Origin of the sequence: Microbacterium sp. LB12, assembly GCF_037150835.1 — a bacterium.
Lineage (GTDB): Bacteria > Actinomycetota > Actinomycetes > Actinomycetales > Microbacteriaceae > Microbacterium.
The window spans coordinates 325,616-339,797 of record NZ_JBBCPF010000003.1 but is presented as its reverse complement, the minus strand read 5'-3'; the positions used below and the strand labels follow the sequence as shown (position 1 = coordinate 339,797).

General features: G+C 70.3%; 13 protein-coding genes and 1 tRNA gene. 10 read left to right on the top strand and 4 right to left on the bottom strand.

Features of this window, described 5'->3' with window-relative positions; translation table 11 throughout:
• The 3 genes from WFM69_RS08625 to WFM69_RS08615 all read left to right on the top strand — a co-directional run.
• On the top strand, positions 1 to 713 hold a 713-nt coding region (locus WFM69_RS08625; RefSeq protein ID WP_337003637.1), incomplete at its 5' end, for an HAD-IC family P-type ATPase.
• Positions 714 to 733: 20 nt separating this feature from the next.
• Complete coding sequence (locus tag WFM69_RS08620; RefSeq protein ID WP_337003635.1) at positions 734 to 994, top strand: YHS domain-containing protein; 261 nt, start codon at positions 734 to 736, stop codon at positions 992 to 994.
• A gap of 69 nt (positions 995 to 1,063) precedes the next feature.
• Positions 1,064 to 3,247 (top strand): heavy metal translocating P-type ATPase, encoded by a 2,184-nt coding sequence (locus WFM69_RS08615; protein ID WP_337003633.1) that lies wholly within the window; start codon positions 1,064 to 1,066, stop codon positions 3,245 to 3,247.
• On the opposite strand, the gene WFM69_RS08610 is transcribed toward WFM69_RS08615, so the two are convergent.
• On the bottom strand, positions 3,225 to 4,325 hold the full coding sequence (locus tag WFM69_RS08610) for a magnesium and cobalt transport protein CorA (protein ID WP_337003631.1): 1,101 nt from the start codon (positions 4,323 to 4,325) through the stop codon (positions 3,225 to 3,227). The two genes, WFM69_RS08615 and WFM69_RS08610, sit on opposite strands and share 23 nt — an antisense overlap.
• A 93-nt stretch (positions 4,326 to 4,418) precedes the next feature.
• On the opposite strand from WFM69_RS08610, the gene WFM69_RS08605 reads away from it, so the two are divergent.
• The 5 genes from WFM69_RS08605 (at position 4,419) to WFM69_RS08585 (ending at position 9,822) form a co-directional block, all read left to right on the top strand.
• Positions 4,419 to 5,279 (top strand): helix-turn-helix transcriptional regulator, encoded by an 861-nt coding sequence (locus tag WFM69_RS08605; RefSeq protein ID WP_337003629.1) that lies wholly within the window; start codon positions 4,419 to 4,421, stop codon positions 5,277 to 5,279.
• Between the two features lie 173 nt (positions 5,280 to 5,452).
• Positions 5,453 to 6,367: an ABC transporter ATP-binding protein gene (locus WFM69_RS08600; RefSeq protein WP_442928410.1), complete on the top strand. Its 915-nt coding sequence runs from the start codon at positions 5,453 to 5,455 to the stop codon at positions 6,365 to 6,367.
• Complete coding sequence (locus tag WFM69_RS08595; RefSeq protein WP_337003627.1) at positions 6,364 to 7,419, top strand: iron-siderophore ABC transporter substrate-binding protein; 1,056 nt, start codon at positions 6,364 to 6,366, stop codon at positions 7,417 to 7,419. Before WFM69_RS08600 ends, WFM69_RS08595 begins: the two co-directional genes overlap by 4 nt.
• On the top strand, positions 7,416 to 9,545 hold the full coding sequence (locus tag WFM69_RS08590; RefSeq protein ID WP_337003624.1) for an iron ABC transporter permease: 2,130 nt from the start codon (positions 7,416 to 7,418) through the stop codon (positions 9,543 to 9,545). Before WFM69_RS08595 ends, WFM69_RS08590 begins: the two co-directional genes overlap by 4 nt.
• 121 nt (positions 9,546 to 9,666) lie before the next feature.
• Positions 9,667 to 9,822 (top strand): hypothetical protein, encoded by a 156-nt coding sequence (locus WFM69_RS08585; protein WP_337003622.1) that lies wholly within the window; start codon positions 9,667 to 9,669, stop codon positions 9,820 to 9,822.
• A 53-nt stretch (positions 9,823 to 9,875) separates the two neighbouring features.
• On the opposite strand, the gene WFM69_RS08580 is transcribed toward WFM69_RS08585, so the two are convergent.
• A tRNA-Arg gene (locus WFM69_RS08580) sits at positions 9,876 to 9,948 on the bottom strand.
• A gap of 16 nt (positions 9,949 to 9,964) precedes the next feature.
• Positions 9,965 to 10,780 carry an SGNH/GDSL hydrolase family protein gene (locus WFM69_RS08575; protein WP_337003620.1) on the bottom strand — a complete coding sequence of 272 codons (816 nt, stop codon included), beginning with the start codon at positions 10,778 to 10,780 and terminating at the stop codon, positions 9,965 to 9,967.
• A gap of 92 nt (positions 10,781 to 10,872) precedes the next feature.
• On the opposite strand from WFM69_RS08575, the gene argS reads away from it, so the two are divergent.
• Entirely contained in the window at positions 10,873 to 12,537 is a 1,665-nt protein-coding gene (argS, locus tag WFM69_RS08570) for an arginine--tRNA ligase (RefSeq protein ID WP_337003618.1), read from the top strand.
• 40 nt (positions 12,538 to 12,577) lie between these two features.
• The gene (locus WFM69_RS08565) at positions 12,578 to 13,426 is read left to right on the top strand and encodes a DUF2993 domain-containing protein (RefSeq protein WP_337003616.1); all 849 of its coding nucleotides are present in this window, start codon (positions 12,578 to 12,580) and stop codon (positions 13,424 to 13,426) included.
• 10 nt (positions 13,427 to 13,436) lie between these two features.
• On the opposite strand, the gene WFM69_RS08560 is transcribed toward WFM69_RS08565, so the two are convergent.
• Positions 13,437 to 14,180, bottom strand: a complete 744-nt coding sequence (locus WFM69_RS08560) for an alpha/beta fold hydrolase (protein ID WP_337003614.1) — start codon at positions 14,178 to 14,180, stop codon at positions 13,437 to 13,439.
• Positions 14,181 to 14,182 lie beyond the last annotated feature (2 nt).

Sequence of the window (14,182 nt, the reverse complement as noted above, 5' to 3'; positions counted from 1 at the left end):
CGGCCGAGCTGACCGCGGCCAAGGCGGCGGCCGAGAGCGAGGGCAAGACCGCGATCGCCGTCGGCTGGGACGGACAAGCCCGTGGCGTCCTCGTGGTCGCCGACACCGTCAAGCCCACCAGCGCGCAGGCCATCGCGCAGTTGAAGAAGCTGGGACTCACTCCCATCCTCCTCACCGGCGACAACCGCGCGGTGGCCGAGCAGATCGCGGCGGAGGTCGGTGTCGACGAGGTCATCGCCGAGGTGCTCCCGCAGGAGAAGGTCGATGTCATCACCCGCCTTCAGGGTGAGGGCAAGGTCGTGGCGATGGTCGGCGATGGTGTGAACGATGCCGCTGCCCTCGCGCAGGCCGATCTCGGTCTCGCGATGGGGACCGGCACGGACGTCGCGATCGAGGCGAGCGACATCACCCTGGTGCGCGGCGACCTGCGCAGCGCGGCCGATGCCATCCGCCTGTCGCGGAAGACGCTCGGCACCATCAAGGGGAACCTGTTCTGGGCGTTCGCCTACAACGTCGCCGCCATCCCGCTCGCCGCCCTCGGGCTGCTCAACCCCATGCTCGCCGGCGCGGCGATGGCGTTCTCCAGCGTCTTCGTCGTCGGCAACAGCCTCCGCCTGCGGTCCTTCCGCAGCCAGGCGGCGGACCCCTCTCCGGCCGAGGCCGGCGTGCCGCGCGAACGTGCGGTGGCCGCGTCGTCTGTCGGAACCCACTGAAATCCGAAGAGGAGCACACCATGTCCGATTCCCCCGCAGGATCCTGCTGCAGCGTCCCGTCCGGCGACGCCGTCTCCGCCGATGGCCGCAAGGACCTGCTCGCGCCTCCCGCTGCCGGCATGGCGGAGTGCCCGGTGATGGTCGGCAGTCCCGTCGTCATCGCGGATGCCGAGGCCGCCGGTCTCTTCCGCGACCACGAGGGCACGCGATACTACTTCTGCTGCGCAGGATGCGGACCCGCATTCGACGCCGACCCCGCGAAGTACGTGTCCGCGGCCTGATCCGTCCCCCGTGCGGGGTGGGCGAGCGTCCGCCCCGCACGACATCGTCACCACGAAGAGGAGAGAGCCATGAGCACTCCGCACCATGACGGCACCGCCCCGACCGCGCCGCACCACGGCGGCGCTCACGCAGTGCACGACCCGCACACCGCGCACGACGAGCACGGTGCGCACGCGGGCCACGACGCGCACGCGGGCCACGCGGGGCACGATGCCCACGCGGGTCACGGCGGGCACGGCGATCACGTCGGACAGTTCCGACGACTGTTCTGGATCATGCTGGTGCTGGCTGTTCCCACGGTCGCGCTCTCCAACATGTTCGCGATGATCCTCGGCTACTCGCTCCCCGATGTCCCGGGTCTCGCCTGGGTGTCTCCCGTGCTCGGAACCGTGATGTACGTGTGGGGCGGCAAGCCCTTCCTGGTCGGCGCGGTCAGCGAGGTCCGTGCCCGCAAGCCCGGGATGATGCTGCTCATCGGGCTCGCCATCACGGTCGCCTTCCTCGCCTCCTGGGGTGCGAGCCTCGGCATCCTCCACCACGAGCTCGACTTCTGGTGGGAACTCGCCCTCCTGATCGTCATCATGCTCCTCGGTCACTGGATCGAGATGCGCTCCCTGGCCCAGACGACCTCGGCCCTCGACTCCCTCGCCGCGCTCCTGCCCGATGAGGCCGAGCGGGTCGAGAACGGTCAGATCGTCGTCGTCGCCCCTGCCGACCTCGCCGTGGGCGACATCGTCGTCGTACGGCCGGGTGGCAGCATCCCCGCCGACGGACGCATCGTCGACGGACGGGCCTCGATGGACGAGTCGATGGTCACCGGTGAATCTCGCACGGTCAGCCGGGGGATCGGAGACCCGGTCACGGCGGGCACCGTCGCGACGGACTCCGGGCTCCGCGTCGAGATCACCGCGACCGGAGACGACACCACGCTCGCGGGCATCCAGCGATTGGTGACGGAGGCGCAGAACTCCTCCTCGCGCGCCCAGCGTCTCGCGGACACCGCTGCCGGCTGGCTGTTCTGGTTCGCGCTCGGCGCGGCCGCGGTCACCGCGGTCGTGTGGACGCTCGTCGGACTCCCGGATGACGCCGTCATCCGCACGATCACCGTGCTCGTGATCGCGTGCCCGCATGCCCTGGGCCTCGCGATCCCGCTCGTCGTCTCGATCGCGACCGAGCGTGCGGCCCGCGGCGGCGTGCTCGTCAAGGACCGCCTGGCGCTGGAGAGCATGCGCACCGTCGACACCGTGCTGTTCGACAAGACCGGCACCCTCACCAAGGGCGAGCCCGTGGTGTCCGAAGTGTCGGTCGCCGGGGCGCTCGACGCCGATCGCGTGTTGGCGCTCGCGGCAGCGGCCGAGGCCGACAGCGAGCATCCGCTGGCGAAGGCCATCGTCCGGGCCGCGGCGGCGAAGGACCTCGCTGTGCCCGCGAGTCGCGACTTCACGTCGTCTCCCGCCGTCGGCGTCACCGCGACGGTGGACGGGGCGGTCGTCCGCGTGGGCGGCCCGCATCTGCTCTCGGAGGAGCGTGCTGTCGAGCTTCCGGTCGCCGAGCGCTGGCGCGCAGACGGGGCGATCATCCTGCACGTGGTTCAGGACGGCGCTGTGATCGGTGCGCTCAAGCTCGCCGACGAGGTGCGCCCGGAATCCCGGGAGGCAGTCGATGCGCTGCACGCGCTCGGCGTGCAGGTCGTGATGATCACAGGCGACGCGGAGGCCGTCGCGCAGACTGTGGCCGCCGATCTCGGGATCGACCGGTTCTTTGCCGGGGTCCGGCCCGAGGACAAGGCCGCGAAGGTGCAGGAGCTCCAAGGAGAGGGCCGCAAGGTCGCGATGGTCGGTGACGGCGTCAACGACGCGCCGGCTCTCGCCCAGGCCGATGTCGGACTCGCCATCGGTGCGGGCACCGACGTGGCGATCGCGTCCGCAGGAGTCATCCTCGCCAGCGACGACCCGCGCTCGGTGCTGTCGGTGATCGAGCTGTCGCGTGCCGCGTACCGCAAGATGAAGCAGAACCTGTGGTGGGCCGCCGGCTACAACCTGCTGTCGGTCCCGCTCGCGGCCGGGGTGCTCGCGCCGATCGGGTTCGTGCTGCCGATGTCGGTCGGTGCGGTGCTCATGTCGCTGTCGACGATCGTCGTCGCCCTGAACGCGCAGCTGCTGCGGCGCCTCGACCTGCGACCGGACGTGACGACACGGGCGATCCTCGACCGCCGCGGGGCCGGGACGACTACATCCATTTCTGCCGTTTGAAGACGAGGTACAGGATGAGCGCGAAGGCGATCATCCCGCCGACTGCGAGCGGGTACCCGAAGGCCCAGTGCAGTTCGGGCATGTTGTCGAAGTTCATGCCGTAGATCGCACCGATCAGGGTCGGCGCGAACAGGATCGCCGCCCAGCCGGAGATCTTCTTCATGTCCTCGTTCTGCCGCTGTGCGACCAGGGTGCCGTTCACCGTGAGGATCTGCGAGAGCGATTCGCGCAACTCGCCGACCTGCGTGTCCACGCGGCTGAGGTGATCGGCGACGTCCTGCAGGTACGTCTGCAGCGGATCGGGGATGTCGTAGCGCTCGAAGCCCTTCCGGAGTGCATCGAGCACGTCGGTGAGCCCGGCGGTCGTCTGTTGGAGATCGATGACCTCCTGGCTCAGCCGGTAGATGCGCTCGGTGACCGTGGCGTCGCCGCTGAACACCTGGCGCTCGATCTGCGCCTTGTCGATCGCCAGCCCGCGGAGCAAGGGGACATACCCGTCGACGATCGCGTCGAGCAGTCGGTACACGATGGCCTCCGGACCGTGATGCAGCAGCTGCTCGTCGTCGAGGAGCGTGTGATCGCCGCGGTCGGCGGCCCCGGACGCATCATCCGCGTCGATGCCGTCGATCCAGCGCCCGTCCTGACAGAACACGGCGACCGCACGAGGGCGCACCAGGATGTGGAACTCGGCGAAGTCGACATCCTCCGCCGCGTCGATGTACCAGGCCGAGCGCGCCACGATGAAGAGCGCGTCGTCGTAGCGTTCGAGCTTCGGCCGCTGTCCGGCGTGCAGGAGGTCCTCCACCAGCAGCGGGTGCAGGTTCCAGGCGGTCGCGAGCTCGGCGATGTCATCCGGAGTCGGCTTGGGGTAGAGCAACAGCGCCGTGCGCTCGGAGTCCCCGTCGATGAACTCCTGCGCGTCGTCGACGGAGGTGTCGCGCGGCGCCCGCACGAGGTGGCCGGCATCGACGTAGCGCGTGCGTCTCGTCGTCTGGCGGTCGGCGCCCGCAGCGTCGGGCGTGCGCCGTCGGAAGACGCCGCGTCGCGAGCTCGACTCGTCTCGTGGCGGTTGCACCATGTCGGTTCCCTCTTTCGCGCAGAGCCAATGGTTCGAGTATGTCGCAGGGGCCGACGGCACGCTGCGGCCGGAGTGCTTTCGTAGACTCGGCACATGCCTGCTTTCCGTGTGTCGACCGTCGGTCGCGGCGCGTGGAGGCGCGAGGACAACACGGTGGTGCTCGACGAGACCCAGGCGCCCGACGCTGTGCAGGGTCCGTTCGCGATCTTCGCGGAGAGCGCGTTCGTGCAGGCGCCGCTGGAGTTCGAACCGCACACGCACCGGCTGCACGAACTCGTGTGGGTGCGTGGCGGCACGATGACCGTGCGCCTGGAAGACGCGGTCCTGACCGTTCCCGAGGGGCATGGGTTGTGGATTCCCGCGGGCGTGGAGCATTCGGGGCGGACGACGGCGCGAACGACGCTCTCCGATGCGCTGTTCGATCCGGAGCGGTCCCGCATCGACAGCAGCGTGTTCTCCGGGGCCGTGGCCGTCGAGGTCACGCCGATCCTCGCGGCCCTGTTGATGCGGCTCGAGCGGACCGACCTGGACGAGGGCGAGCGGATGCGCACGGAGGCGGTGGTGTTCGACGTGCTCGCGCCGGCTGCGCGTCAGCTGTCGTTGCGGGTTCCGCATGTCGAACGTGTGGAGCCGATCGTCACCGCTCTGCTCGAGGATCCCACCGACGACCGCGCGCTGGGGGAGTGGGCCGCGCTGCTCGGCATCAGCGAACGTACCGTGACGCGCCTGTTCCGCTCGCACACCGGACTGTCATTCCTGCAGTGGCGTCAGGTGCTGCGCGTGCATCGGGCGCTGGCGCTGCTGGCGGAGGGCTTGGCGGTGCAGGAGGTCTCGGAGTTGATGGGGTACGCGCAGCCGAGCACGTTCATCGCCTCCTTCCGGCGTGTGATGGGCACGACGCCCGGGGCGTACGTCGGGGCGGGGACCACGGCGGTCGACGCGGCCATGCCGTGACCTGTCCGGAACGCCGTATCGGTTGTCCGCAGCCGTCGATTGCGGACTCTCGCGAGCGCGCATAGCCTGATTAGGCAAGGTAACCCTAAGAAGCCGCGCCTCCCGAGCGCCGGCCGTCGCCGTAGGCGACTGCGGATGCCTGCATCCGCCCCCCCGACGCAGGATGATCCCTCATGCATGCCGCACGCCCCATGCCCGCAGCCGATGCCCCCGCCGGCCGGCGGACCGCTTCGCGTCTGGCCGGAGGGCAGCTTTCGCTCGGCTTCGGGCGCACGGTGGTCGTGGACGGCGTCTCGATCGAACTCCGACCCGGCCGTGTCACCGCGCTCGTCGGCCCCAACGGCTCCGGGAAGTCGACTCTGTTGCGGGCCCTCGCCCGGCTGCACCCCGTCTCCGACGGGCAGGTCGTGCTGGGCGCCGCCGGCGAGGAGCGGCCCACGGTCTCGCTCAGCGCACGGGAGTTCGCGCAGCAGGTGACCCTGTTCGCGCAGTCGCGCGTCGCGCCGCAGGGACTCAGCGTGCGCGAGGTCGTCGCCTTCGGGCGTCATCCCTACCGTCGCCGCTTCGCCGGGATGAGCGAGGATGACCGCACCGCCGTCGAGCAGGCGCTCGATGCGACCGGTGTGCGCTCGATGGCCGAGCGGGCGGCGGGGGAGCTCTCCGGCGGCGAACTGCAACGGGTCTGGCTCGCGGCGTGCCTGGCGCAGGAGACCGGCGTCGTGCTGCTCGACGAGCCGACGAACCACCTCGATCTGCGCTACCAGGTGGAGACGCTCGACCTCATCCGCGATCTCGCCGACGTGCACGGGGTGGCCGTCGGCGTTGTGCTCCACGACCTCGATCACGCGGCGAGGGTCGCCGACGACCTGCTGCTCATGGCGGCGGGACGTGTGCTCGCCGCCGGCCCCGCCATCGATGTCCTCACCCCCGAGAACATCGGCACCGCCTATCAGCTCAGCGTCGAGGTCAGCGTCGACCCGCGCACAGGCCGGCTGCGGATCGACCCGGTCGGTCGGCACGCTCCGCGCCTGCACGACGCCGCCTCCGTCCCCCCTTCCACCGACCGTTCTCGAGAGGACACCCCATGACCCGCGCAACCCGCCTCGCGGCCGTCGCCGTGGCCGGCATCGCCGCGCTGACGCTGACCGCCTGTGGCACGACCGATGTCACGGCAGGCGGCGACACCGCCGACGCCGTGTCGTCGCAGAGCTGCACCGACGACACCACCGCGACCTCCACCGACCCGGTCTCGCTGACCGACAGCCTGGGCCGCACGGTCGCGCTCGACAAGCCGGCCGAGCGCGTCGTCGTGCTCGAATGGCAGCAGACGGAAGACCTCCTCTCGCTGTGCATCACCCCGGTCGGCGCTGCCTCCATCGACGGCTACGAGACCTACGTCAGCGCCGAGACCCTCCCCGCCGGTGTCGCGAACGTCGGCGAACGCGGCGAGCCCGACCTCGACGCCCTGTACGCCACCGACCCTGACCTCATCGTGATCGAGGCGTACAGCGCCGACGATGAGCTGCTAAAGAAGCTCGAGGAGCGCGACGTGCCGGTGCTCGCGACGATCGGCGCCGACGGATCGGGCCAGATCGCGAACATGAAGAAGGTGTTCTCGCTGATCGGTGAGGCGACCGGACGCACCGAGCGCGCCGATCAGGTGCTCGAGGAGTTCGACCAACACCTCGCCGACGCCAAGGCGAAGGTCGCCGACGCCGACCTCACCACGACCGACTTCGTGTTCTTCGACGGCTGGATCGAAGGCGGCAACGTCGTCATCCGCCCCTACGGACAGGGTGCGCTGTTCACCGAGATCGGCGAGGAGCTGGGACTGACCGGCGCCTGGACCGACGAGATCAACGACTCCTACGGCAGCGGTGGCGTCGACCCCGCCTACGGGCTGGCGCAGACCGACATCGAAGGACTGACCGCGGTAGGGGAGGCGAACCTCATCTACTCGGACGACGGTCTCCCCGACAGCTACGCCAAGGAACTCGCGAAGAGCCCGATCTGGGCGTCGCTTCCCGCCGTCAAGGACGGCCGCGCGTTCGAGTTCCCTCCGGGCGTCTGGGGTGCGGGCGGACCGCGTTCCGGCGAGCAGGCGATCGACGCCTTCGTCGAGGTCATCGTCGGCAAGTGACCGCACCGACCGTCGCGCGCACCGCTGACCTGCTTCCGGAGGACGGAGAGCAGGTCGGCGGTGCCGGCGACGCCCGGCGGAGCACGTTCGGGGGCATCGTCCTGCTGCTCGGGCTCGTCGTCGCGGTGGTCGTCGTCGGCCTGTGGCACCTCACGCAGGGGACGTCGGGGATCGGCGCGGGTGACCTGCTCCGCGCCCTGTTCGGCGAGGACGTGAGCGTCGGCGGGGTATCCGCGGCCGATGTGTTCACGGGGTCGCGCCTGCCGCGGCTGCTCGCCGGTGTCGCGGTCGGTTTCGCGCTGGGCGTGGCCGGGGCGCTGCTGCAGTCGGTCGCCCGCAACGCGCTGGCCTCGCCCGATACTCTCGCCGTGACGGCCGGCGCCTACTTCTCGCTCACGACGGTCGCCGCCTTCGGCCTCGCCGTCCCGTTGTGGGCATCGAGCGGTGTCGCCTTCGTCGGCGGACTCGCCGCCGCTGCGCTCGTTCTCGCCCTGACCGGGCGCGTGGCGGGAACCACGACCACGCGACTCATCCTCGCGGGATCCGCCATCGCGATGGCGCTCGATTCCGGCACGGCGATGCTGCTGATCCTCTTCAAGGAGAACACCACCGGTCTGTTCGCGTGGGGGAGCGGTTCGCTCGGACAGCTCAACCTCGACGCCTCCGCCCGCGCCACGCCGCTGATCGTCGTGGTGCTGGTCGTCGCCCTCCTGCTCTCCCGCCGCCTCGACGTGCTGGGACTCGGGGAGGACACGGCGTCGTCGCTCGGGGTGCCCGTGCGCTCGACCCGTTCGGTCGCGGTGCTGTGCGCGGTGCTGCTCACCAGCACGGCGGTCACGCTCGCCGGTCCCATCGCGTTCGTCGGGCTGGGGGCTCCGGTGCTCGCACGGCTGCTCGCGACGCGCGTGACCGCGCTCCGACGTCACATCTTCCTCGTGCCGGTCTCCGGTCTGCTGGGCGCGCTCCTCATCCTGCTCGCGGATGCGGTGCTGCGGGCCATCCTCGGGGCGGAAGGCGCGACCTCGATTCCGACCGGCATTCCGACCGCGCTGCTCGGGGGGATCGTCATCGTCATCCTCGCCCTGCGGATGCGCGACGCCGGTGCCTCCCGTGCGATCCGCGCCGTGCGCTCGACCCTCCGCACGCGAAGGCGTTTCGTGATCGTCGCCCTTGTCGTGGTGGTGCTGCTCGTGACGACGATCGTGATCGGGCTGCTCGCGGGCACCCTGTGGCTGCGGTTGGGCGACATCGGGCTGTGGCTGCAGCAGGCGGCGCCCGACCTCGTCACCCGGGCACTCGACGAACGCGGCCCGCGGGTCGCCGCGGCGGTGCTGGCCGGTGCGGCGCTCGCCCTTGCTGGCGTGGCAGTGCAGGGAACCGTGCGCAATCCGCTCGCCGAACCAGGGCTCCTCGGCATCACGGCGGGCGCCGGCCTCGGTGCCGTGATCGTCGTCACCACGAGCGTCGGGGGCGGTGCACGGCCGACCATCATCGCGATGGCCATCCTCGCCGGACTGCTCACCTTCGCCCTGATCACTCTCCTCGCGTGGCGCGGCGGCCTGCTCCCGGATCGCTTCGTGCTCATCGGCATCGGCTGCGGATACGCGATCAGTGCCGTGACGACGTTCCTGCTCCTGCGCTCCGACCCCTGGGAGACGCCGCGCATCCTCACCTGGCTGTCCGGCACCACGTACGGGCGGTCGCTCCCGGACGTGATGCCCGTCGCCGTCGTGCTCGTCATCGCCGTGCCGCTGCTGTGGGGCATGCGTCGCCAGCTCGACCTGCTCGCGATCGACGAGGACACCCCGCGGATCCTCGGGCTCGCACCCGAGCGCACGCGTCTGGGGGTGCTCGCCCTCGCCGCCGTGCTCGCCTCGGTCGCGGTCGTGGCCGTGGGCACGGTCGGCTTCGTGGGTCTCGTCGCGCCGCACCTCGCGCGCACGCTGGTCGGTGCACGGCACGGCAGGGTCATCCCGGTCGCGATGGTGCTGGGCGGTCTCATGGTGCTCGTCGCCGACACCCTGGGGCGGACGCTCATCGCGCCGTCGCAACTGCCGGCCGGACTCATGGTCGCCCTCGTCGGAGCCCCGTACTTCGTGTGGCTGCTCGCCCGGATGCGGGACTGACCGGTCGAGGCCATCGCGTGTGGACGTCAGTGTGGCGTCCGTGCTCCGGTCTGTCAACGGGGAGTGCGTGCCGACTGTGCAGCGCGACACTGGGCCTGCATCCCTGAGATTGGAGACGACGATGTCAGACCCCGGAACCCCGCCTGAAGAGCCCCTGATCGATGCGGAAGGCACCGATCCCGACATGCCATCGACCGACGACGAACCCCGCGGCGACAGCGAGCATGACGATCCCGACCACGATGGGAAGGACTTCTTCCTCTCCGACCTGCCGTAGCTGCCCCGAGAACGCAGAAGGCCGCTCCGAAGAGCGGCCTTCTGCGTTCTGTGTGCCCCCGACAGGAGTCGAACCTGCGACCTACGGTACCGGAAACCGGCGCTCTATCCACTGAGCTACGGAGGCGTACCGATCGACAATATCACTCGCCGGGGGTGGTCTCCGACCCACCGGCCTCGGTGACCGGGGCGACGCGCATCTCGCTGAGTGCGGCGGCGACCTTCTCGGCCAGGTAGCGGTGTCCTTCCGTCGAGGGATGCTTGCGCCCGATCTCGACGTCGATCACGTCGAGGTAGTTCTGCGGGGTGATCCAGTTCTGCGTGACGGGGGAGATGTACCACCAGCCGCGGGCGGCGGCGAGCTCGGACAGGTCTGTGTCGATCCGTGCGGTCGCCGCACCCACCGGAAGCTCGTGCGGTGCGGGGCCGAGCACCACGATCGCGGCGTCCGGGTACTTGGCGGCAATGGCATCCCAGGCGGCGTTCACGGCGTCGCGGTATCCGGTCGCACCCTGCGTGCGGTCGTTGATCGAGCCCTGGATGATGACGAGGTCCGGCGTGAGGGTCGGGTCCAGCTGCGCGATGCGCTCTCCGAACGTCGGGCCGTCGAGTCCGGGCTTGAGGTAGCCGCTGCCGCGGACGCCGTTCACGATCGTCTGCCCGTCGAGCAGCCCCGCCAGCAGATACGCATAACCGAGCGTCGGCTCCGACGCCGCCGACCCATACGTCCAGGAATCGCCGAAGACCAACACGGTGGGGTGCTCCGGCAGCGTGAGCGGTGCCGGAGCGACCGCGGTCGGGGCTCCTCCCGCGGCGTCGGCTGCGGCGCCGATCGGGGCGGCGGACGGCGTGGGCAGCCAGGGCCGCCACACCCCGAGGACGACCGCCGCGAGCGCGAGGATCACGACGGCGACGACGCCCGCGGTCCCCAGACGGCGGCGGGCGGGGATGGCTTTCATGGCATGAGAGTAGATCACCGCGCGCGGATCGCGAATTCGACGTGCACGCCGTCGTCGGATGCGACTGTTCAGCCCCGTAAACTGGGGAGGCTATGAACCCTGAGACCCTCGCCGCCGCCATCCTCGCCGTCCTCGCTCCGATCGCCGAGGAACGACGTCCCGGCGAGCCGCTGGGGCTCGCCGCAGCCGATATCGTGCTCGAGCGTCCGCGCAACCGCGACCACGGCGACTGGGCCTCCAACATCGCGATGCGACTGGCCAAGCCGCTCGGCACGAACCCGCGCGAACTCGCCGAGAAGATCGCCGCGGGTCTCGCCGCGGTCGACGGCGTCGCGAACGCCGAGGTCGCCGGACCCGGCTTCCTCAACATCCGCCTCGACGCCGCGGCCGCCGGTGCGCTGGCGAAGGTCATCGTCGATGCCGGCTCCGCCTACGGCACGAACGACTCGCAGGCCGGTGTCAGTGTGAACGTCGAGTTCGTGTCGGCGAACCCGACCGGTCCGCTGCACATCGCGCACACCCGCTGGGCCGCCCTCGGAGACTCGATCGTGCGACTGCTCCTCGCCAGCGGCGCGAATGCCGTCCGCGAGTACTACATCAACGATGCCGGCGCGCAGATGACGCGCTTCGTCGACTCCGTCCTCGCGGCGGCGAAGGGCGAGCCGACCCCCGAGGGTGGATACCCCGGGACGTACATCGCCGCGCTGGCCGCCCGTGTGCTCGAAGCGCGCCCCGACCTGCTGGAGCTTCCGCAGGACGAGCAGACGTCTGTCGCGATGGAGCTCGCATACGAGTACCAGCTCGCCGAGATCAAGAGCTCGCTCGACCGCTTCAACGTGCCGTTCGACGTGTGGTTCTCCGAGCGCACGCTGCACGCCAAGGACGCCTCGGGTACGAGCCTCATCGATCAGGCCGTCGACCGCCTGCGTGAGCAGGGTCACGTGTTCGACCAGGATGGCGCCGTGTGGGTGCGCACCACCGACTTCGGTGACGACAAGGACCGTGTGATCCGTCGCTCGAACGGCGAGTACACCTACTTCGCCGCCGACGCCGCGTACTACCTGAACAAGGGCGATCGCGGCTTCCAGGACAAGATCTACCTGCTCGGCGCCGATCACCACGGCTACGTGCACCGCCTCAAGGCGGTTGCGGGCGCCGCGGGCGAAGACCCGGAGAAGAACGTGCAGGTGCTGATCGGCCAGATGGTGTCGATCAACGGCGCCCGTCTCAGCAAGCGCGCCGGCAACATCATCGAGATGGACGACCTGCTCGACTGGCTCGGCACGGATGCGCTGCGCTACTCGCTGGAGCGCTCGCCCGCCGATTCGCCGCTCGACCTCGATCCCGAACTGCTGCAGAAGCGCTCGAACGACAACCCGGTCTTCTACGTGCAGTACGCGCACGCCCGCACGCACAACGTGGCGCGCAACGCCGCCGACTCGGGCGTCGACCGCTCCGAGTTCGCCCCGGAGACCCTCACACACGAGACCGAGGGCGCTCTGCTCGGCGCTCTGCAGGAGTTCCCGCGCATCGTGGCGTTCGCCGCCGAGGTGCGCGAGCCGCACCGCGTCGCGCGCTACCTCGAGGAACTCGCCGGTCTGTATCACCGCTGGTACGACAACTGCCGCGTGATCCCGCTGAGCGACGACCCGATCGAGAGCGTGCACCGCACTCGCCTGTGGCTGAACGACGCGACCGGCCAGGTACTCCGCAACGGTCTCGACCTCCTCGGCGTCTCGGCTCCGGAGCGCATGTAGCGCGCATCTGCGTGCGTCCGCGTACGGCAGGATGACAGGTATGAGCGACGACAACCAGACCCTGCCGTATCCGGACGCAGCGGCCGAGCATCCCACGCTCGTGATCCCCGGCTCCGCCTCCGCGCAGGCGACGGACGACTCGCCCCGCCGGGGTCGTCGTTGGCCGTGGGTGCTGCTCATCGTGGTCGTCGTGCTGGCGTTGCTCGTTGTCGCAGCCGAGCTCTTGGCGCGTGCCATCCTTCCCGGCGTCGTGCGCTCGATCGTGGTCGATCAGCTCGACCTCCCCGCGGACCAGCAGCTCGACGTCGAGACGGAGGGGATCCTGCTTCCGCAGCTGATCGGCGGAACCCTCGAAAGCCTGCACCTCTCCACCGACTCGGTGACCCTGCAGGGGATCACGGGAGCGGCGGACGTCACCGCGACCGGTGTTCCGCTGCACGGGGGCGACCTCGGCGGCGCCACCGGCACGATCCGCATCGATCAGAACCAGTTCACCTCGCTGCTCGCGGGCACCGATCTGCCGGTCGAGTCCGTCGCGTTCGATGCACCGAACGCGACCGTGAGCGGGTCGTTCTCCGTCCTCGGTGCCGCGGTTCCTCTCTCCTTGACCGTCACCCCTGGCGCGGTCGACGGCGAGCTCGAGCTCACTCCGGTGGCCGCGAGCATCGGTGGGCTCGACGTCGACCTCGACAAGGTGGGCTCCACGCTGGGATCGCTGGGGCAGGGACTCACTCAGCCGCAGCGGGTGTGCATCGCCGATCAGCTCCCGGCCGGGCTCACCCTCTCCGGGCTCGAGATCGAGGGCGATGCGGCCGTGATCGACTTCGACGTGAACGGGGCGATCGTCACGGATGCCGCGCTGCAGGCCAAGGGCGTCTGCCCGAGTTGACCCTGACCGGTCATCCCTCCGGGGAGCCCAGCAGGGTGTCGAGGAGTTGCGCGAGCCATGCGGCGCGCTGGAGCGGGATGCCGTGGCCGCACCCGTCGACGACCTGCAGGGTGCTGTGCGGCAGCGCCGCGTGCAGGGCGAGAGCGGACTGCTTCATGAGGTTCTTCTCGCCCGATCCCACCAGGATCGTCGCCGCCCCGGGGAAGGCGCCCCACGCGGTGGGCGGAACGAATCGAAGGTTCTCCTCGACGGAGCGGAGCAGCGTCTCCCTCGAGATGCCCGCTGAGGTGCGCACGTAGTCGTCGAGAAGGTCGTCCGGCACGAACAGCTGCTTCGCCTGCAGCCGGGCGAACCACTCCTGCTTCGCGAGTCCGGCCGTCGCGCCGAGCAGCGCGAGCGTCGGGCGTGCGGCGCGCAAGGGGATGGCCTGCGCGCTGATCACGACCACGCGCTCGACCAGGTCGGGGCGCTCCGCTGCGAGTCGCACGGCGAGCTGTGCCCCGAGCGAGAAGCCCGCGACGGTAGCGGGTGTCCCTTCGTCTTCGAGCAGTCGGGCGAGTGCCGCCACCGTGACGGTGTGCGAGACGTAGTCCTCGTCGGCGCTGTGGCCATGCCCTGGCAGATCGGGAACGAGCAGGCGGCGTCCTGGGTCGAGGTGTGCGCGCACGGGGTCCCACATCCATCCGGCGACGCCCCCGCCGTGGAGCAGCAGAAGCGGACGATCGCCGCGGGGGCCGTATGTCTGCAGATGCATCG